18 protein-coding genes are annotated in these 18,817 nt (G+C 60.4%); 10 read left to right on the top strand and 8 right to left on the bottom strand.

Annotated elements, in window-relative coordinates; translation table 11 throughout:
- From C515_RS24395 to C515_RS0115460, 6 genes are all read left to right on the top strand, one after another.
- A partial coding sequence (locus C515_RS24395) for a hypothetical protein (RefSeq protein WP_211234080.1) occupies positions 1 to 275 on the top strand: 275 nt, incomplete at its 5' end.
- A complete protein-coding gene (locus C515_RS0115480; protein WP_028456263.1) occupies positions 262 to 942 on the top strand; it encodes a hypothetical protein in 681 nt (226 codons plus the stop codon). The genes C515_RS24395 and C515_RS0115480, both read left to right, overlap by 14 nt.
- A gap of 227 nt (positions 943 to 1,169) precedes the next feature.
- Positions 1,170 to 1,757 (top strand): hypothetical protein, encoded by a 588-nt coding sequence (locus C515_RS0115475; RefSeq protein WP_144290493.1) that lies wholly within the window; start codon positions 1,170 to 1,172, stop codon positions 1,755 to 1,757.
- Between the two features lie 74 nt (positions 1,758 to 1,831).
- Positions 1,832 to 2,266 (top strand): hypothetical protein, encoded by a 435-nt coding sequence (locus C515_RS0115470; protein WP_028456261.1) that lies wholly within the window; start codon positions 1,832 to 1,834, stop codon positions 2,264 to 2,266.
- A 126-nt stretch (positions 2,267 to 2,392) separates the two neighbouring features.
- Positions 2,393 to 2,638: a hypothetical protein gene (locus tag C515_RS0115465; protein ID WP_144290492.1), complete on the top strand. Its 246-nt coding sequence runs from the start codon at positions 2,393 to 2,395 to the stop codon at positions 2,636 to 2,638.
- 1,331 nt (positions 2,639 to 3,969) lie between these two features.
- On the top strand, positions 3,970 to 5,595 hold the full coding sequence (locus C515_RS0115460) for a methyl-accepting chemotaxis protein (protein WP_028456259.1): 1,626 nt from the start codon (positions 3,970 to 3,972) through the stop codon (positions 5,593 to 5,595).
- 174 nt (positions 5,596 to 5,769) lie between these two features.
- Here C515_RS0115460 and C515_RS0115455 read toward each other — a convergent pair whose 3' ends face one another.
- From C515_RS0115455 to C515_RS0115430, 6 genes are all read right to left on the bottom strand, one after another.
- Positions 5,770 to 6,312: a superoxide dismutase family protein gene (locus C515_RS0115455; RefSeq protein WP_028456258.1), complete on the bottom strand. Its 543-nt coding sequence runs from the start codon at positions 6,310 to 6,312 to the stop codon at positions 5,770 to 5,772.
- Positions 6,313 to 6,491: 179 nt separating this feature from the next.
- Positions 6,492 to 7,643 (bottom strand): L-threonine dehydrogenase, encoded by a 1,152-nt coding sequence (yiaY, locus tag C515_RS0115450; protein WP_028456257.1) that lies wholly within the window; start codon positions 7,641 to 7,643, stop codon positions 6,492 to 6,494.
- 181 nt (positions 7,644 to 7,824) lie between these two features.
- On the bottom strand, positions 7,825 to 8,469 hold the full coding sequence (locus tag C515_RS21470) for a DUF2238 domain-containing protein (protein ID WP_211234079.1): 645 nt from the start codon (positions 8,467 to 8,469) through the stop codon (positions 7,825 to 7,827).
- Positions 8,470 to 9,274: 805 nt separating this feature from the next.
- Positions 9,275 to 9,544 (bottom strand): hypothetical protein, encoded by a 270-nt coding sequence (locus C515_RS0115440; RefSeq protein ID WP_028456256.1) that lies wholly within the window; start codon positions 9,542 to 9,544, stop codon positions 9,275 to 9,277.
- A gap of 172 nt (positions 9,545 to 9,716) precedes the next feature.
- On the bottom strand, positions 9,717 to 10,328 hold the full coding sequence (locus tag C515_RS0115435; RefSeq protein ID WP_028456255.1) for a PH domain-containing protein: 612 nt from the start codon (positions 10,326 to 10,328) through the stop codon (positions 9,717 to 9,719).
- 64 nt (positions 10,329 to 10,392) lie between these two features.
- The gene (locus tag C515_RS0115430) at positions 10,393 to 10,911 is read right to left on the bottom strand and encodes a hypothetical protein (protein WP_144290491.1); all 519 of its coding nucleotides are present in this window, start codon (positions 10,909 to 10,911) and stop codon (positions 10,393 to 10,395) included.
- 170 nt (positions 10,912 to 11,081) lie between these two features.
- Between C515_RS0115430 and yoaA the strand changes: the two genes are divergently transcribed.
- Entirely contained in the window at positions 11,082 to 13,022 is a 1,941-nt protein-coding gene (yoaA, locus tag C515_RS21465; protein WP_043649958.1) for a DNA repair helicase YoaA, read from the top strand.
- Between the two features lie 172 nt (positions 13,023 to 13,194).
- On the opposite strand, the gene C515_RS21460 is transcribed toward yoaA, so the two are convergent.
- Positions 13,195 to 15,489, bottom strand: a complete 2,295-nt coding sequence (locus C515_RS21460) for an AAA family ATPase (protein ID WP_211234078.1) — start codon at positions 15,487 to 15,489, stop codon at positions 13,195 to 13,197.
- Between C515_RS21460 and C515_RS21455 the strand changes: the two genes are divergently transcribed.
- The 3 genes from C515_RS21455 (at position 15,472) to mltG (ending at position 18,400) form a co-directional block, all read left to right on the top strand.
- Positions 15,472 to 16,101 carry a hypothetical protein gene (locus C515_RS21455; RefSeq protein ID WP_051305013.1) on the top strand — a complete coding sequence of 210 codons (630 nt, stop codon included), beginning with the start codon at positions 15,472 to 15,474 and terminating at the stop codon, positions 16,099 to 16,101. The two genes, C515_RS21460 and C515_RS21455, sit on opposite strands and share 18 nt — an antisense overlap.
- Positions 16,102 to 16,151: 50 nt before the next feature.
- Complete coding sequence (locus C515_RS0115410; RefSeq protein ID WP_081686996.1) at positions 16,152 to 17,186, top strand: helix-turn-helix transcriptional regulator; 1,035 nt, start codon at positions 16,152 to 16,154, stop codon at positions 17,184 to 17,186.
- Positions 17,187 to 17,422: 236 nt separating this feature from the next.
- The gene (gene mltG / locus C515_RS0115405) at positions 17,423 to 18,400 is read left to right on the top strand and encodes an endolytic transglycosylase MltG (protein ID WP_144290490.1); all 978 of its coding nucleotides are present in this window, start codon (positions 17,423 to 17,425) and stop codon (positions 18,398 to 18,400) included.
- 162 nt (positions 18,401 to 18,562) lie between these two features.
- On the opposite strand, the gene C515_RS24100 is transcribed toward mltG, so the two are convergent.
- On the bottom strand, positions 18,563 to 18,817 hold a 255-nt coding region (locus C515_RS24100), incomplete at its 5' end, for a hypothetical protein (protein ID WP_043649953.1).

Genomic DNA, 18,817 nt, shown 5'->3' with positions numbered 1-18,817 from the left:
CACCCCCCAACCAACACCAGCAGCAGGACGACGGGCTTTCTTTTCTTTCTCCGGCTGATTCCGGAAAATCTCCCTCTAGAACTCTAGACGCCAATAACCACGCGGGTTACAGCCGTTTTTCTGACTCTAGAACCCCCAGCCCTCTAGAGGGAGGAAAACCGCTGCAGGCCAATAACCATGCGGGTTCTAGAGTTCTAGAGGGAGAAACACCCCAAACAGCCGAGAGAAAAGAAAACAGCATCGAAATCGAGGGGGTGGACTATGAAATCTTCTGATCTGTTCGCCACCCTGACCGGCGCGGATTTGTCGCTGGCGCTGTCCGACGACGGCGGCTTGAAGGTCAGCCCGCGCCCCACCCCGGAGCAGGCCGCGCTGATTCGTCAGCACAAGCCGGAACTGCTGACCTACTTGCAAGGCTGTAAGGAAGCACTGCGCCCACTGGCCGACATCCTGCCCGCCGTCACTACGCGGATTGCGCTGGCTGGCGCTGGCCTGAACCTGCCAGAACCTGACGCGCTGCCCGTCATCGAGCCGGAGGACGAAGCTGGCGACGTGGGGGCATGGGTGGGGCCGGAGGGCTACGAGAACAGCGACGACCCGGCATGGGCGAACCTGTCACCGATGCGCCGCCAGCAGCTCAGGCGGGCGAGAGGATGGGAAAACATGCAGGCCACCAAACGGGCGATTGCCGAGCGCAAGCACGCCGCCGAACAGATGCTGGGCGGTCTGCACGCCCGCCTTGCCGACAGCACGCACGTTCTGAACCAGCCCTGCCGCTTTGTGGACGTGGGCGAACTGCCGGCCGGCACGCCATGCCTGTTTCTGAGTATGGACGGGCAGGACGCACTGACCGGCAATTACCTGGCTGCCGTGTGGCTGGCCGGCAAGCGCCGCCGCATCGTCTACAGCAAGCTGAAGGAGGTCGGGATGGGCTGCCAGTAGTCTTGCCGACAAGCGCTTTAGCCATCCAGCCGTGGTTTCCATGGCGAGGTGACCATGCGAGTTTCCCCGGTAACCGCGCTGTGCCAAGTGACGAAACGGGCGAAATCATGCGATTTTGATGGTGCTATGGATGTTTGACATGGGGGCTATTACAGATGATACTTTCAAATGCTTACAAATATATTCCATTGGCCGATATGAAGATTCCTATGATGATATTCGCGCTCATGATGACGTTTCCTGCGCATGCCGTGAATAAATGCAAAATCGATGGCAAGACGGTCTATCAGGATGCTCCGTGCCCAAGTGGATCGGGTGGCGTCGTGCGAATTACCGACAACCGTGTTCAGGGGGCGAGGGCGGATCAGTCGGGCGATGTGCCGATGCAGGAGCAATCCAGCAGCAATCGTTACCAACGGCAGGGTATCAATCAGGATGCATGCGACAAGGCAAAACGCTCGTACGACATGGAGCAGCGGGCGATGAAGAAGGTTTCTGCTGGCAAATATGACAGCATTCGGTCTGAGTATGAAGCAGCCTGCGGACTCCGGCATGGGAGTATTGCCGCTGCGGAACAAGCTCAGGCAGATCAGAAGAAGGCTGCCGCAGCTGAGCGTGCCAAAGCCGCCATGGCTGCAGCAGATGCAATCGAAAGCCAACAGAAGAACAATCCTAAAACATCCGACATCAATTGCAGCCTTGGGGTTTGCCGCGACAAGTACGGCAAAACCTACAGCGAAATGTCTGATTTGGCCTCCAAACGCTCGGACGGCAAAGTGTGCTGGCAGAAATTCGACAAGTTGGAATGTAGATGAGCAATCCCCCTCTTTGCCTTCATTCGCTGAATTGATCACCGCTTCACTGACGAGATGATTTAGGAGCTAACTCAATGTCGCAATTGAGTTTTTCGGGAAAATGGTTTGCGTGGTCCACTGCGGGCGGCGCAGTGCTGTTTGCCGCGGTGGCGCTACTATCGCCCTATCTGGAAAATCGCCCTCCCGCCAGCATGCCGATGTTACTGGTGACGATGTTTGGTGGTGCCTTCATTGGCCTGCTGCTGTGCGGCGCACTTCTGCCGCTGGTTGCCTGGTATCAGATGGGCCGCGAGCGTGGTGCGAGCCCGCTGGTCGCCGTGCTGCGCATTGTCTTTGCCTTCGCGCTGGCGGGCATCCCCATCGCCATCCTGCTGTCGGCCTACCATCTACTGCCTTGGCTGGCCCTGCTGTGGGTCGCCACCCTGCCGTGGACGGTGCGTGACATTATCCAGCAACGCAGGCTGCGCACCATCACCCCCGACAAGCGCAACCTGCCCATGCGGCGTTAAACAGTATCATCCGTCGTGCAGCCCGATACGCGGAGCGTCAGGGTCTGACGCTTTCATCCACGCATCACCTCGCACCGCAAGGCTGCTATGGTGGTCAGCGAAAATGTTCGTTTTTCCGGTGAGAGTATGGAAAACACCCTGTATATCTGTTGCATCCTCGCGTTGGGTTTGGTCTTGTATGTCTGGCGGCAGCGCGTCAAACGCTGGAACGACCTCTACCGCATCCAGCGAGAGGCCGAGCTTGCCGAGCTGAACCGCGATGGCGCGGATGGCCTGCCGGAAATCGAGATTTACGCCCCCGCCGAGCGCGCCAGACAGGCCGCAGCTGCCGGGCCGTTCACCATCCCGGATTTTTTGCGCCGGCGACCTTGAAAGTACAGTAGGCCTGTTCACCGGCTTCTCGATTACCGCTTTGTGCGTATTGGCGCCGGGCATCACCGGCGGCGACGGAATGAGGAAATAGCCTTCAGGCACCTGTCGTGGCTGCCGTCTACCCGGTTTCAGTAGGGAATCGGCGTTCCGGCAGGTTAATGGCGGCCAGGCTGATTGCCGGGTTAACAGGGTTACCCATGCTTTCCAGAGCTGCGGTTGCCACGATGGTTACCACCCTCTACGCGCGCGAGGCGCTGATGGTGATTTCGACTGGTACGCAGTGCGAAGTGGATCGTGCGCAGCAAATTCACTGCAAACCAAGCTCAACCCTAGCATTGCCAAGGGTTGGCGCTGAATGCGAAGGCAATAAGTACGCACCCGGTTCGCACCCCCTACGCGCGTGCGCGCGAGGCAGTGCGAAGCTGTGGAACTGCCGGCACGACGGTGTTTCACCTGCTTTCCGGTAGTTACCGTCCTGTGTGACTGGTGCTGACCTGTTACGCCAAGAAGCGATATTCAGCGAGGTATGCATGGTTTCAGTGGCATGGTTGCTGGCAAGGTTTCAGCGAAACCTTGGTTAGTGGCAGAGTGGTTAGTGCCGAAGTTAGTGCGCGAACCTGTTAACAGCAGCAAGGTTAACAGCGCAGTTAACAGGACTTTCGGTGTATCCGGGCTGCGGCTTCCAAAGCAGCGGTTACCACCGTGGTTGCCACAGTTTCCAGCGTCTCTGAGCGATTGTTTCCAGCGAAGTTTCCACGGTTTCCAGTGCTTTCGAGGGTGGTATCCACTCCGGTATCCACGGTTTCCACTCCTTTTGAGCGTACAACGATTCGTCGGTTGACCATCGAGCCGAGAGGGTCGGCAAAGCGAACTGTTGTCAGGAAGTTCCGGTTTGCACCAAGGCTTTTCCTTGCTGCGACAATGTAGCAGCAGAATATGCCGTGTGGGTAATGGCAGCTTCTTCGGGCGGTGTGCGAGAGAGAAGGGGGGCGAATCGCACAGGGATACCGAAGGTCAAATTTGCCCCCATTTATGCCCCCATTTTTCATTATAAATTTGGTGAATTCAGCAAAAATGCGGGTTGTGGAATGAAATTCGATTCAGGCTGGCGCACCACCAGATCAAGGCCTTGCGCACTTCGCGCCAAGGCCTTTTTTGTTGTCTGGTCTGGCGCAATACCTGCTTGCCGCAGGCCTCGCTCTGCGCATTTCCTTGTCTTGGTGGTGTTGCGCAAGTTTCAATGAGTTATTTGAAAATAATCCCTGTTCACAAGACTTTCTTTTTTTGACAGCTAAAATGCCGGGTGCTGCACATGCAGTTCAGGAGCATCCATGGCATCACCACTGCGCATCAAACACAAACTCTGGGCTCTCACGGCCCTGGCCCTGATCGGCGTCATGGGCATCGGCATCATCATGCTGCTGGCCAGCCGGCAGTCGATGCTGGAGGATCGCCAGGCCAAGACGCTGAACCTGATCGAACTGGGGGCAAGTGTCATCGAGCATTACGGCAAACTCGCGCAAAGCGGGGCGCTCAGCCAGCAGGAGGCGCAAGCCCGGGCCAAGGCGGCGCTGAAGGATTTGCGCTACGACGGCGACAACTATTTCAGCATTTATGACCCGCAGTCGCGCATGGTGCTGCACCCGCTGAAACCGGAACTCAACGGCAAGGATTTGCGCGATCTGAAGGATGCCCGCGGTACGCGCATCGTGGTCGAACTGGTCGCTGCCGCGCAAAGCGGGCAGACGCGCTATGTCAGCTATCTCTGGCCCAAGCCCGGCGACAAGCAGCCGGTGCTAAAAATCGCCACCGCCAAGCTGTATGAGCCCTGGGGCTGGGTGATTGCATCGGGCATTTACATCGACGACCTTGATGCGATTTTCCTGCAGCGCGCGCTGTGGCTGGGTGGTGCGGTGCTGCTCGGCGCCATCATCCTGCTGGGCGCAGCGCTGGTGATTACCCGCAGCATCACCACGCCGCTGGATGGCATGCGCCACGCCATGCTGCGGATTGCCGAAACCGGTGATCTGACGCAGCGCGTGGAAATCCGCAGTAACCGTGAGCTGGCGGAGATGGCGACCACCTTCAATGCGCTGATTGCCCGGCTGCAGCAGTTGCTGATGAGTGTCGGCGATGCCGCACGCCAGGTTTCGCATACCACCGAGCAACTGGTCAGCTCCTCGCAGGCCGTCGAGCACAGCTCGGTGGCCCAGCACCAGGCATCCGCATCGGTATCGGCCGCCATCGAGCAGATCAGCGCCAGCATCGACCAGGTGGCGGCCAATGTCAGCGACACTGCCGGGGTGACGCGCGAACTGCGCGATCTGGCTGCCAGCGGCCGGCAGGCGGTGAAAGAGGCTGCCGGGGAAATGCATCAGATCGCCAGCGAAATCGACCGCTCGGCCGAGGCCGTCTACGGCATGGGCCAGCGTTCGCGGCAGATTTCCGACATCGTCAGCGTGATTCGCGAAATTGCCGAGCAAACCAATCTGCTCGCGCTGAATGCCGCCATTGAGGCCGCGCGCGCCGGGGAGAGCGGCCGTGGCTTTGCCGTGGTGGCCGACGAGGTGCGCAAGCTCGCCGAGCGTACCGGGCAGTCCACGCAGCAGATCAACACCATGATCGGCCAGATCCAGCAGGATACGCAGCAGGTGGTGCAGCAGATCGAAGCCGTCAGCACTCGCGCCCGGCAGGGAGCGCAGCTGGCGCAACAGGCCGACGAGGTGGTCGAGCGCCTCGATGGCCATTCCGCCGGCGTGTCGCCGCTGGTGCAGGAAATCGCCACGGCCACCAGCGAGCAAAGCCGCGCCACCCAGCATATTGCCCGCAATGTCGAGAGCATCTCGGCGATGGCGGAAAACAATGCGCGCGAGGTGTCGTTTACCGCGCAATCGGTGCGCACGCTCAAGCAGCTGGTGCTGGAGCTGCATGGCGGCGTGATGCAGTTCAAGGTTTAACCCGGATCATCCACCAGGCGGTCCTTCGAGCCTGCACGGGTGCTGGCGGCCGTTTCGCGGCGCCTTGACGTCCTTGTTGCGCGCCGCCCGAACGCGCGTGCAGCCGGGGCTCCGCTTTACCCAGCCGACAGCCGAAAGATAGCCGGAGCAGCAGCTGCTCCGGCGCGGGGCCGGCTACATGCCGTGCGCGACAATGACCCCGCAGGCGATGCGTGCGCCGGCATTGCCGGCCGGCTGGCTGTGGTAATCATCCGGATTGGCGTGAATCACCACGGCGCGCCCCAGAACGCCCTTGTCGCCCTGCAGGGCAAGGCCGTGCGCCATCAGGTGCTGGTCCACGCGGCCGCTGGCATCGGCGCGGACATTCGGCAGATCGCCGGCATGTTTTGCGCCGCCATGGTCGTGGCCGCCATGTGGCTGATTGTCTGGATTGAAGTGGCCACCGGCGCTGGTGAAGTCGGCCTTGCTGCAATCGCCCTTGTCATGGATATGAAAACCGTGTTCGGCGCCGGGTTTCAGGCCGCTGGCCATCACATGCAGCATCAGGTGGCCGTCTTTCTCGTGCAGCATGACCTTGCCGGCCACATTCTGCCCGGAGGCGGATTGCAGCGTAGCCATGGCCATGCCGGCTTTGCCGTGCTTGCCGGATTGCTGGGGCAGGCTGCAGGCGGCAAGCAGCAGGAGCGCCGCAGCGCTGGTCAGGGTCGTCTTGAGCATGGCGGTACTCCGTGCGGAACATGGACTTTCACCATAGCGCCTGCCGCAGCATCCGCCATGCTGGCCGCCTAATGGCCATCTACATGGCGGATTTGAAGATACATCATGATCTATAGGCCTGTAGCCTTTTTATGCAAAAGGTTGTGGATCTATACCCATGGTGTTGCTGCGGGAGGGGATTACAGCGCGGCGGCAAAGATGGCGCTGATTTCCTCGGCAGTCGCCTGCTTCGGGTTGGTGAAGCCGCAGGCATCCTTCAGTGCATTGGCGGTCAGCGTCGGGATGTCTTCGGCCTTGGCGCCCAGTTGCGCCACGCCAGACGGAATGCCGATGTCGGCCGACAGCTTGCGGATGGCGGCCAGGCAGACGTCGGCGGCGGCATCATCGCTCAGGCCATCAACCTTCTCGCCCATGGCGCGGGCCACGTCGCCCAGGCGCTTGGCGGCCACCTGCTTGTTGTAGGCCTGCACGTGCGGCAGCAGGATGGCGTTGCACACACCGTGCGGCAGGTCGTAGAAGCCGCCGAGCTGGTGCGCCATCGCGTGCACATAGCCGAGCGAAGCGTTGTTGAAGGCCATGCCGGCGAGGAACTGGGCATAGGCCATCTGTTCGCGGGCTTCGATGTTCTTGCCGTCGGCTACGGCGGTGCGCAGCCACTGGCTGATGATTTCCACGGCCTTCAGGGCGCAGGCGTCGGTGATCGGCGTGGCAATGGTCGAAACATAGGCTTCGACGGCGTGGGTGAGGGCGTCCATGCCGGTGGCGGCAGTCAGGCCGGCCGGCTTCAGCAGCATCAGTTCCGGGTCGTTCACCGAGAGAATCGGCGTGGTGTGCTTGTCGACGATGGCCATTTTCACGTGGCGGCTTTCATCGGTGATGATGCAGAAGCGGGTCATTTCGCTGGCGGTGCCGGCGGTGGTGTTGATGGCCACCAGTGGCAGCTGCGGTTTGGCCGATTGGTCGACGCCTTCGTAATCCTTGATGCTGCCGCCGTTGACGGCGACGAGCGCGATGCCCTTGGCGCAATCGTGCGGCGAGCCGCCGCCGAGCGAAATCACGAAGTCGCAGCCGTTATCGTTCAGCAGCTTCAGGCCATCGGCGACGTTGCCGGTGGTCGGGTTCGGCTGTACGCCGTCAAAGACAACCGCGCCAACGCCAGCGGCAGCCAGCCGATCGGTGACGGTCTTGACAATGCCGATCTGCACCAGCGGCTGGTCGGTGACGATCAGGGCCTTCCTGAAGCCGTAGGACTGGATGGTCTTGACCGCGTCGGCCAGACAGCCGGCGCCCATCAGGTTGACACAGGGAATGAAAAAGGCGGATGTACTCATTGCAGAACTCCATGCGGGGAAAACCGTTGCCGGTCGATGGCGTTCACGCTACCCCCGGCGGCGGCGTAAGAATTTGCCCCAGGTCAAGTGTCGGTACGCCCCCCGAATGCCCTTGTCATGCCCGGCCTTGCGTGCGCGCCAAGATGCTGAATCGGCAGGTTTTTATGGGCGTGGTGTGCGGCTACGGTCTTTCCCGTATGGCTGGCGCCAGCGGGGCCTTGCGCCAGAGCCAGGGGCAGGCCAGTGCGCCCAGCGTGGCCAGCAGCATGTCCTTGTGCGCATCCCACATATCGCCCTGCTGGCCGTTGTAACCCTCGGCATCGGCCGCGCCCAGCACCAGCGACACCCCCCACTCGAACCATTCGTACAGCACGCTGCTGGCGACGATCAGCAAGACGGCCAGCAGCCAGCACAGCCCGCGCGCCAGTCCGCGTCGCGCCACCAGCTCGGCCAGCGGCAGCGTGAAGCACAGGCCGTAGACCAGATGCACCAGCCGGTCGTAATGATTGCGCGACCAGCCGAAGAGCTGCCGGGTGTCCGTGGCGCAGCAGGCCTGCAGCCAGCGGTCATAGGGCACATTCGAATACAGCCAGCGCGCGCCGAAGATGTGCAGCAGCAGAAAGAGCGCGATCAGCAGCGTACTGGCGGCCGACAGCGGCCAGCGCCGCTGCAGCAGCCTCCAGCCGGCGAGAAACATGACGGTGAGGCTGTGCTGCAGGAAGAGCTCGCGCGGCCATGGCGCATTCACGCAGGAAAGCAGCATCAGGGCCGCGAGCAGCAGTTGCAGGGCAAGAAAGCGGGAGGCAGAAACCGGCGTTGCGGGCACAGGCTGGTCCATCGGAGTCGGGGTGGCGGGGCAGGAAAGGGAGGGCGGCATTGTGGGGCAGGGCGGCAGGACACAGGCATATCATGGCCCCGGGCGCGGCCGTCTTCTGTTGTTGTTTTGTTCACTGTGCCCGTTTGCGCGGTTTGCGGCTTCGCAAACTCAAGCCGTGGGCAGATTTGGTCGCTGGCTCGGCAAAGCCCCATTCGGCATTTCCGTAAACCTGAAGAGCAAGACTTCTCAGCAAAACCCAACCTGATTATGTATCTGCTTCAGGAAGCCTGAGCAACAAAGGCGCTGATTAGCACGCTCTGCCCTGAAAGCCGCTGAGAAGCGCAGGTTTCCCCGCAGGGGGAGGATCAGGCGCGGGACGTGTTTGAGGCCCGCAGGGCCGAGTTGTCCCGCGCCCCCGGAAAAACGAGCATCGCAAGGCACCCCGCGCAGCGGGGCGGCTGACCGGGCGCGCCTTGGGGGTGTCGGGGGGCTTGGCAAGACAAGCCCCCCGACGTGCCGCCGGGCACCCCCGGCATCAAAACACCGCGCCGCAGGCGCTGAAAACCTTGCTTCCTGAAGGAAAGACATAATCAGGAAACCCAAAGCAACCACAGCGACACAGAGAAAATCGGGAAACGTCATCGGCATTTCTCAGGGGTTTGCTTCCTCTGTGCCCTCTGTGTCTCTGTAGTTCAATCGGTTTTTATGGTTTGCTGAAAAGGGTTTCTAATCAGGATGCGGCTTATCGCACTTGCTGCCGGCATTGCCGAGGAGTCGGGGCGATCAGGGCGGGTATGACCGGAAGGTGCCCGCGTCATGCGCCGTGCTCGGCCAGCGCCTGCAGGCGGCGCAGTTCGGCCAGCAGCGTTGCGTGGCTGATCGCATGTGTCCAGCCCGAGGGGTTGCCATCCCGCCAGCCGCCCCGTTCTGCCGCGCAGTCCAGTCGGCCGGCCAGCTCGCCAAGCTGCACGGCGAGGCTTTGCTGTGCGCAGCACGCCTGCCGGGCGAGCAGATAGTCGTGCACCAGCGTGCGCAAGTCGCGGTCGGGGCAATGCTGCGCCAGCCAGCGCTCAAGCGCGCTCATCAGCACCAGCCCCTGGAAAACCGGCGGGCCGCAGCAAGCCCGTCGGCAATATTCTGATGGGTATGCTCATGACGCCTTTGGCAATCATTGGCTGTACCGATATGCCGTACAGGGTATGTGTGCAGGGCGGGGCGCCCGCGAGCGCCCCGCCCTGCACGTCTCAGCTGGTGCCTCAGTTGGCAATGTAGCGCTGGAAGACCGCGCCAAAATCCTTGGGCACATACTTCTGGTGACTTTCACGCAGCCAGGCAAACGCGCTCTGGTTGAGCTGGTCAAAGGCCTCGACCGGCGCACCGCCGACTTGTCCGCGCCCCAGTGTGGTGGCCGCCAGCTGCACGCTGGCGCGCGCCTGTTCGTAGGCAATCGCGTTGTCCTGCTGGATTTCACCGATGCGGATCAGCGATTTGTAGAGATCCTTCAGTTCTTCCAGATGCTTTTTGTGCACATCGATGGAGAAGCGGGCATCACCCAGCACGAACTTGATTTCCACATCCATATCCACCGTGCCGGCGGTTTCCAGTTTCACGTCGCTGACCGGATTGGCATGGTAGCTGTAGCGGTACAGCATGCGCTTCTTGCTTACCGCGCTGGTGCCATCGAGGTGGATCAGCGCCCGGTTGGTAAAGCAGTATTCATCGGTCTTGGATTTGATGAGGAAAAAGATCTTTTCGTTGTCCTCGTGCATCACGTAATCATCGGCATCGACCTTGTCAAAGTCAGTCGGGCCAATCACCGAACCGATATCACTCAGGCCCAGGGCATCTGCTGCGAGTTTGCCAAACATGTGAAGCTCCTTGCGGTTGGGAGGGCAGGACATCCGCCCCCGTTGGTTATAGCACTCCCCGTCGTCATGCTGAACACCCACTGGCGCGGATTGGGGGGGGGGCAGGGCTTACTGGCCTGGCAAAGCGGGCTCTTCCGGAGGGGGGGGCAGTGCGCGAGAATTGTTCCGGGAAGAGTTCAGGCGCCAAAGAACCAATCAGCAGCATGCACGCCCAGCCACCGGCAAAGGCCAGGGCGGCGAAGATGAACCAGCGCCGGCGCAATTTGCATAACGCGATCAGCCAGCACACCGCAGACACCAGCCACAACGCCAGTACGCAGAATTGCAGGAGGGGGCCATACCAGGCCGGCATCTCTGCATAGGCCATGAAGCCCATGCCCAGCACAAAGATGGACATGGAAATCGCCCACCAGGCCAGCAGCAGACCAAAGAAAATCAAGAGGCCATGCAGCAAGGGCAGGATGATGTTGCGAAACCAGTTGGGCAAGATTGACTCGAAGACGGGCGTAAAGCGGCATCGTAACATGCTTTCTTTTTTCGTCAGTATTGTGCGTGCAGGCCTTCGGGGCTGGACGCCGCTCAAGCAGATTGATTGCCTGGGTATAAGTCCGTAGCCAATGTAGGGATTGGGCTTTCGGCCTATACAGCTTGGGGTTTGTTGTGGCTGGGCTGGTGTGCGCCTGGGCACGCGTTGCTGCGCGGCTTTTTCAGAGCCGGCTTGCTACAATCGCGGCTGATTTTCAGGTGCCCCTCATGACGCTGGACGAGATTTTTGCCGACAACGGCCCCTTTGCCGATGCCTTTCCCGGCTACAAGCTGCGCACACCGCAGCTGGAAATGGCCAAGGCCGTGGCGGAAACGATTTCTGAGCGCGGCCAGCTGATCGCCGAGGCCGGCACCGGCACCGGCAAGACCTTTGCCTATCTGGTGCCCGCGCTGATGTCGGGCGACAAGGTGATCGTCTCGACCGGCACGAAAACCCTGCAGGATCAGCTGTTTGCCCGCGACCTGCCGGCGGTGCGCGACTTGCTGCGCGTGCCGGTGACGATTGCGCTGCTCAAGGGGCGCAGCAACTACATCTGCCACTACCATCTGGCGCGCGCGGAAACCGAAGGGCGTTTCCTGCGCCGCGAAGACGCGGTCGACCTGCAGAAGATCAAGCGCTACGCCAAGATTTCCACCAGCGGCGACAAGGCCGGCTGCCCCGGTGTCGATGAAACGTCGACGATCTGGATGCAGGTCACCAGCACACGCGACAATTGCCTTGGGCAGGATTGTCCCAACCACGGCGAATGCTTCGTGCTGAAGGCGCGCAAGGAAGCGCAGGAAGCCGACGTGGTGGTGGTGAACCACCATCTGTTTTTCGCCGACGTCTGGCTGAAGGACGAGGGCGCCGGCGAACTGCTGCCGGCGTGCAACACCATCATTTTCGACGAGGCGCACCAGCTGCCGGAAATCGCCAGCCTGTTTTTCGGCGAGTCGCTCGGCTCCGGCCAGATCGTCGAGCTGGCGCGCGATGCGCGTGCCGAGGCGATTGTCGTTGCCAAGGATTTTGTCGCGCTGCCCAGTGCTTCTGAAGATCTGGAAAAGGCCGTGCGCGATCTGCGCCTCGTTTTCAAGGAAAGCAACCGCCTGCCGCAGCACCAGCTTGATCAGGTCGAGGGCTTTGCGGCGGGGCTGGACGAGGTGCTGGGCAAGCTGGAGACGCTGCATGAGCTGCTCGCGAAACAGGCCGAGCGTGCGGAAAGCTTGCAGAAATGCCAGGAACGCGCGTTCGAGCAACTGCAGCTGATCCGCAACTGGCAGAAATCCGACCGTGACGATTATGTGCACTGGATTGATGTATCCACCCACGGCTTCATGCTGCACGCCACGCCGCTGAACATCGCCGAATTGTTCAGCAAGCAGATCCGTTTCAACCCGCGTGCGTGGATTTTTGCGTCTGCCACGCTGGCGGTGAACGGCAAGTTCGAGCATTTCAAGCACGAGCTGGGCCTGTGGGACGCGCGCGAGGAATGCTGGGACAGCCCCTTCGATTACAAGCAGCAGGCGGTGCTGTACGTGCCGCGCGACATGCCCGAGCCCAATTCGCCGGGCTTTACGCAAAAGGTGATGGATCGTGCCTGGCCCTTGCTGCAAACGACGCAAGGCCACGCCTTTCTGCTGTTTACCTCCTTGCGCGCCATGCGCGAGGCGCACGAGATCATCGGCGAAAAACTGAAGGAAGCCGGGCTGGATTGGCCGCTGCTGCTGCAGGGCACCGGCTCGCGTACCGAATTGCTGGACAACTTCCGCCGCTCGCCGAACGCTATTCTGGTTGCCAGCCAGACCTTCTGGGAAGGCATCGACGTGAAGGGCGAGCAATTGTCGCTGGTCGTCATCGACAAGCTGCCCTTTGCCAGCCCGGGCGACCCGGTGCTCTCCGCACGCATCGATAAGGTGAACGCCAGCGGGCGCAGCGCCTTCATGGACCTGCAGCTGCCGCACGCCACGATCACGCTCAAGCAGGGCGCGGGGCGGTTGATCCGTGACGAATTCGATACCGGCATCCTGATGATTGCCGACAATCGCCTGGTCGATAAGCCCTACGGCAAGACCATCCTGCACAGTCTGCCGCGCATGTACCGCACGCGCGAGCTGGACAACGTCAAACGCTTCTTCGAGATCAAACGCCAGCAGTTAAAGCAGCAGTGACGCTGGCATCGACGGGGTGTTGGGTCGGAAAGGCGTAGCCCGTTCCGACCCATTTCCGGACAGCCTGGCAGCGGTCTGCAGCCTTGATTGTTGAATTTGGTGATTGTGAAATCGCTGGGTACATTGCTGTTGGCCTTATTTATCAAGGCCTTTGGTTGTATACATTGCGAAGTTATTCAATAAAGCCGATCCCCCTGGGCTGGGTTTCCTTGTGGCGGCATTCGCGTTCCAGCGCCGCCAGCAAGCCGGCAGAGCTGGCCAGCGGGGCGAAACGGGATTGGCGGAATGCGACGGCAAAATCGCCCGGCGTCAGCGTGCGCAATCGTGCCAACTGCCGTAGTTCGGCTTCGCCCGGAGAGTCCAGCCCAAGTGTAACGCAGTAGCGCCGCAGCAGCTCCGCCGCTTGCAGATGTTGCAGGTAGTCAAAGCGTACCTTCAGATCAAAGCGTCGCATGGCGGCGGTATCCAGATCGTCCATCAGATTGGTTGAGGCAATCAGTAGGCCTTCATAACTCTCCAGCTGTGTCAGCAATTCGTTGACCTGGGTGACCTCCCAGCTGTGCTGCGCGCGGCGACGGTCTTGCAGAAAACTGTCCACCTCATCGATCAGCAGCACGGCATTGTTTTCTTCGGCCTCGCGGAAGGCCTCGGCAATCAGCTGCTCGGTGCCGCCGAGCCATTTCGACAGCAGATCGGATCCACGCTTGACCAGCAGTGGGCGATCCAGTTCGCTGGCCAGCCAGCGGCCAAAGGCCGTTTTGCCAGTGCCGGGCGGCCCGTACAGGCACAGGCGCGCTGCGGGGCGGACTTGCAGCTGCTCGGCCAGCGCAGCCAGATCTGCATCGGCGCAGATAAAGCGCGGATCGTAAACCGGTGGCGTGACTTTCTTGCCGGGTAGTGATGGTGGCACACAGCGCTGTGCCTTCAGCGTGTTGTGCACCAGCATTTCCAGTGCCTGCGCCGCAGGCATGGCATCCTCCTCATTGGCAATGCTCGCTACGACCGAAGTGCAGCGCTGCAGAATTGCCGGGCTGAGATCGGCGGATTCGGCCAGCCGGCCAATGGCGTCGGCATCCAGCCATTGTCCTGCTTGGCGGCTAATCAACTCACGGCGGTACGCTTTCGGTGGCGCATCCAGCTCGATAATCAGGTCGAAACGGCGCAAAAATGCCGGATCAAGGCCATGAATGCTGTTTGATACCCAGAAGGTGGGAATGCGGTTGGATTCCAGCATCCGGTTCATCCACGCCTTGCGGGTTTGTGCGGTACTTTTTTCCTGCTTCCGGTCATTGAACACATCTTCAACCTCATCAAACAGCAGCAGCGCATGCCGACCAAAAAATCCCTGCGCACAACGATAGGCGCGCAAACGAGATTCGGCATCGACCGGGTCGCCTTCGTCGTTGTCGCAGCTTATTTCGTAGAGCGCTGCGTTCAGGTGATTCGCGATTGCGCGCACCAGTTCGCTTTTTCCGGTGCCTGGGCAACCGTGCAGAAAGATGTTTGCTCCCGGGCGTCCTTGAGCAAGAACCTGCCGCAGATAGGGAAGCAGCAGGGACAATTCTTTATCCAGAAACGGATAATCGGCCAGCGTCAGTACGGGGGTGGGCGACGAATTGACCATGCCCCGCAAGAGATCAACCAATTGCACATCCGGGGTGAGTGCTTGATCGGCAAAGGCTCTGGACAGCAAATCCAGTTTTCCGCGCAGCATCGTGCAGCTGTTGTGGTCAATGCTGACCAACCCGGTACGCGCCAGTTTGCCATCCTGGCGCAACGCGGCGGCGACGGATTTGGTTGGCAAGCCCAGCGTATCGGCCAGCACAGGGATCAGCTTGCTGCTATTGAGCGAACCCAGGCAGTCGCCCGCCTCGTCAAGCACTTCTTCGGTATGCAGACAAATGGTAAAGCCCAAGATTAATCGTTCGGCATGGGTGAGGCCTGCCAGTTCCGCCAGCATGGTCAGGTTTGTGTCCAGTGTTACGGGCCAGGCATGAAGACAGGTCAGATGCTCGGCTTCGGCTTCGGCATGATATTGCCGCAGTGCCTTGAGTGCCTCGTGGCGGGTATAGGCAATCTCATCGCTTGGCCCGGATGGGTAATCAAAGCCGATTCTGGACGCAAGCCGAGTCTGACGCACGCTGTCTTGTCCGAGAAACATCTGATGGCCATCCAGCAAAACCAGCATCCGCAAAGCCCACAGACGCAGCAATGGCAGGACTGGGCCGGCCGAAGCGATTTCGTCATCAAGCAAGTGAAGCATGGCAACCCCTCCAAAGTGCATGTCGGTGTAATGATGGAGGTATTGATGGACATTTAATGTCTTTTTTGCGGGCGGGCCGTGGGTGTCATGCGGATGGTTGCTTGTGTTTTTGCGTTGGCTTCTGTAAGGTTTATTGGGGGTTTTTGGTGAATTTCTGACTTTTAATCTGTGCGCGAGGATGTTTTGATGGCTATGGATATTCATTGGTCGAGCCAAGTCCGTTTCCACCCATGGATAGGGGAGGCATATGGCACGAAAGAGGTGCGTTGGCTGATTCTGGGCGAATCCCATTATGGCAATCTGGATGCAGCTTGCGACTTCACCCAGGAAGTGACGGAAAACTACGTCAATGGGTCTGTTCAACATCGCTTCTGGACTGTGGTTGCACGCACTCTTGGCGGTAGAGGGCTTTCCATACAAGCTTGCCAGCAGTTTTGGCAGGAAGTGGCTTTCTACAATTACATTCAGCGCATTGTCGGGAGTTCTGCGCGTATGCGCCCGGATGCCGAAAGTTGGCAGGATTCCGCCGAAGCATTCCACGAAGTAATCAAGCAACTTGCGCCAACACATATGCTGGTGCTTGGCAAAACCTTGTGGCAGAACATGCCGGCAGGGGCGAGCATTTCGCGAGAAAATGACCGTGCCGCATCTTCTGGTGATCCGTTGCAGGAAATCAGGCTTTATCGGGCGGGCGAGGATGGCTCGGTATCTGCGGGCTGGATTTACCACCCGTCCAGCTCCTATTTCGACTATCAGCAAGGACAGAAGGTTGTTCAAAGCTTACTTTCTGGACCGAATGAGCTCTCTTTCGCCTGAGGGTGTTGCCGCTCGGAATGGTGAAATAGGCCGCTGACCGGAGTAAACCCATGCCAATGAACCGTACGGTCGATATCGTGGCGCGCCAGCAAGCGCTGCTGGATTTTCTGCCGGTCAAGGACGGGGGCGATCCCGGTTGCAGCCCGGCTCGCTTGAAGGCGTGGGTAGCGCAGCAGGACATTCCGGTCAGCTACAAGACTATCCAGCGCGATTTGGAGGAGCTGCTGGCGCAAGCGCTGGTGGTGTGCGATGAGCAGGGTGGTGGGCGGCGCTGGTGGCGTGTGCGAGGAGTGCAGCGCAGCCAGCCTATGAGCAGTCATGAGGCTTTCTTGCACGTACTGGTTAACCAGCGTCTACGCCACTGGTTGCCAGCCAGCCTGTATCAAAGCTTGCAGCCTGCCATGCTTGAAGCGGAAAAAACGCTGGGGCGGCCTGATTTGCAGCGGGAGCGCTCCTGGTTTCAAAAGGTGCAGTCCGCACAGGCGCTATTGCCGCCACCAGTCATCGAGCCTGCGCTGATGCAGACCATCATCAGTGCACTGCTTGATGAGCACTGGTTGCTGGCCTGCTATAAAAAACGCGATCAGGCAGTGCAAGAAGCCAAACGCCTGATGCCGCTGGGCATCGCCGAGGTGGACAGCATTTACTATCTGATTGCGCGCTACGATGGTTATGACAATGACTGCCATCTGCGCATTGATCGCTTTATTACGGTGGATGAGCTGGATGAGCCGTTCAGCTACCCGCGCGAGTTTGATTTGAAGGATTACCTTGCTGGCGGGGCTTTCCGCTATGTGCATGGCGAGCCGATTGTGCTGAAGCTGCGGATTGAAACCTATGCCAGTCAGCATTTGATCGATCAGCCACTGTCGGATGATATGGTGATCCGGGAGGATGGGGCGGGTGCGCAGCTGCTCACGGCAACGGTCAGCGATGATTCCCGCTTGTTCTGGTGGCTGCTGGCGATGGGCGAGAATGTGACGGTGCTTGAACCAGTGTCCCTGCGAGAGCGGCTGCTTGTTACGCTGCAGGCGATGATGGGTAATTACCGGCAAGCCGGAACGGGGCTTGAGGCGGCGCCTTGATTGCACCTGCTTACTGTTGAATTGATCCATCGTCGGGGCTGGCGTGCATCCTGAAAACGATCAGTGCCTGCGCAGATATTTTTCTTCACAGCCGAATGATCAAGAAGGCAGGCGGCTATACTGTGCGGCTGTTCAGATTCGAGGTTTTGCAAAGCATGGCCAGCCGGAAATCTTCCGCATCAAGCAAGAGCAAGTCTGTTGTGGTAGGGCGGCGAGTTCACCCCCTGAGCCGGCTGATGGCCATCGTGCTGGTGCTCCTGCTGCTGGCCGTGGTTGGCGGCAGCGCGGCGTTTTATGCCTGGGCGAACAAGCCGCTGATGATTGCCGTACCCAAAGACTTCGTGCTGAAGCCGGGAACGCTGAAGCAGGTCGCCGGCCAGCTGCAGGAGCAGCAGGTGATCGATTCGCCGGATCTCTTCATCCTGCTCGCGCGCATCACCGGCCAGGCGGGCAGCCTCAAGGCCGGCAGCTATCACCTGTCGCTGGCGCCAAGCCCCTTGGAGCTGCTGGAGAAAATCGGCAAGGGCGACACCAGCATGGTGCGCGTGGCCATCATCGAGGGGCGCCACTGGCGCGACATCCGGCGCCAGCTGGAAGGCAATGCGCAACTCAAGTCCGACATTCGCGGCATGAGCGATGCCGACATTGCCAGGGCGCTGAATATCGATGCGCCCAGCCTGGAAGGGCAGTTCTTCCCCGATACCTATCAGGTTGACAAGGGCAGCTCGACACTCGAATTGCTGCGCCGCGCACACGCGCTGCTGCAGGAGCGGCTGGATGCCGCCTGGGCGGCGCGCGTGCCGGGCCTGCCGCTGAAAAATCCGCAGGAAGCGCTGATTCTGGCCTCGCTGATCGAGAAGGAAACCGGCAAGGCCGAGGACCGGCCGCTGATCGCCGGCGTCTTTATCAACCGGCTGAAGACGGGCATGCGCCTGCAGACTGACCCCAGCGTGATTTATGGCGTCGGCGAAGCGTTTGACGGTGACCTGAAGAAGATCCACCTGCAGACTGATACACCGTGGAACACCTACACCCGCGCCGGCCTGCCGCCGACACCGATTGCCATGGTTGGCGACGCGGCACTGGCCGCTGCCACGGAGCCGGCACAGACGAAGGCGTTCTACTTTGTCGCGCGCGGCGATGGCAGCTCGCAGTTTTCCAATACGCTTGACGAGCACAATGCGGCGGTGCGCAAGTACATCCTGAACCGCTGACCTGGCCTTGCCCCGTTATGACTGGAAGAAACGTGCGCTAACACCGCATCCACCATAGAGACATAGAGGCGCAGAGAAAACCGCAGTCAGCATCTGCTTTCATGAGTGGGCCCGGTTCGCCATGCTTTAGCTGTCCCTGCTTCGTTGAACCCAGATTGTCCATTAGCCACTTCGCAGTCCTTGGACAACCGGCGGAGCCGAAGCATTGGCCCAAAGTCCGGAGAACCAGGCGCGTTTGCGGCGGGGAATCGATAGCATCAGGTGGTTCTGCTTGCTGCCCTGACCCCACGCGCCGCCAATCGCCAGCACCAGCCCATGCAGCGTCGACAGCGTGTGCTGAACCCGGGAGCGCAGCACGGCCTGCCGAAACAGGCTCATCAGGTTGTAGGCCAGCATGGCAAAGCCCAGCGCAGCTTC

It is taken from the genome of Chitinilyticum litopenaei DSM 21440, assembly GCF_000428145.1.
GTDB lineage: Bacteria > Pseudomonadota > Gammaproteobacteria > Burkholderiales > Chitinibacteraceae > Chitinilyticum > Chitinilyticum litopenaei.
This window is presented reverse-complemented; position numbering and strand designations above follow the sequence as displayed.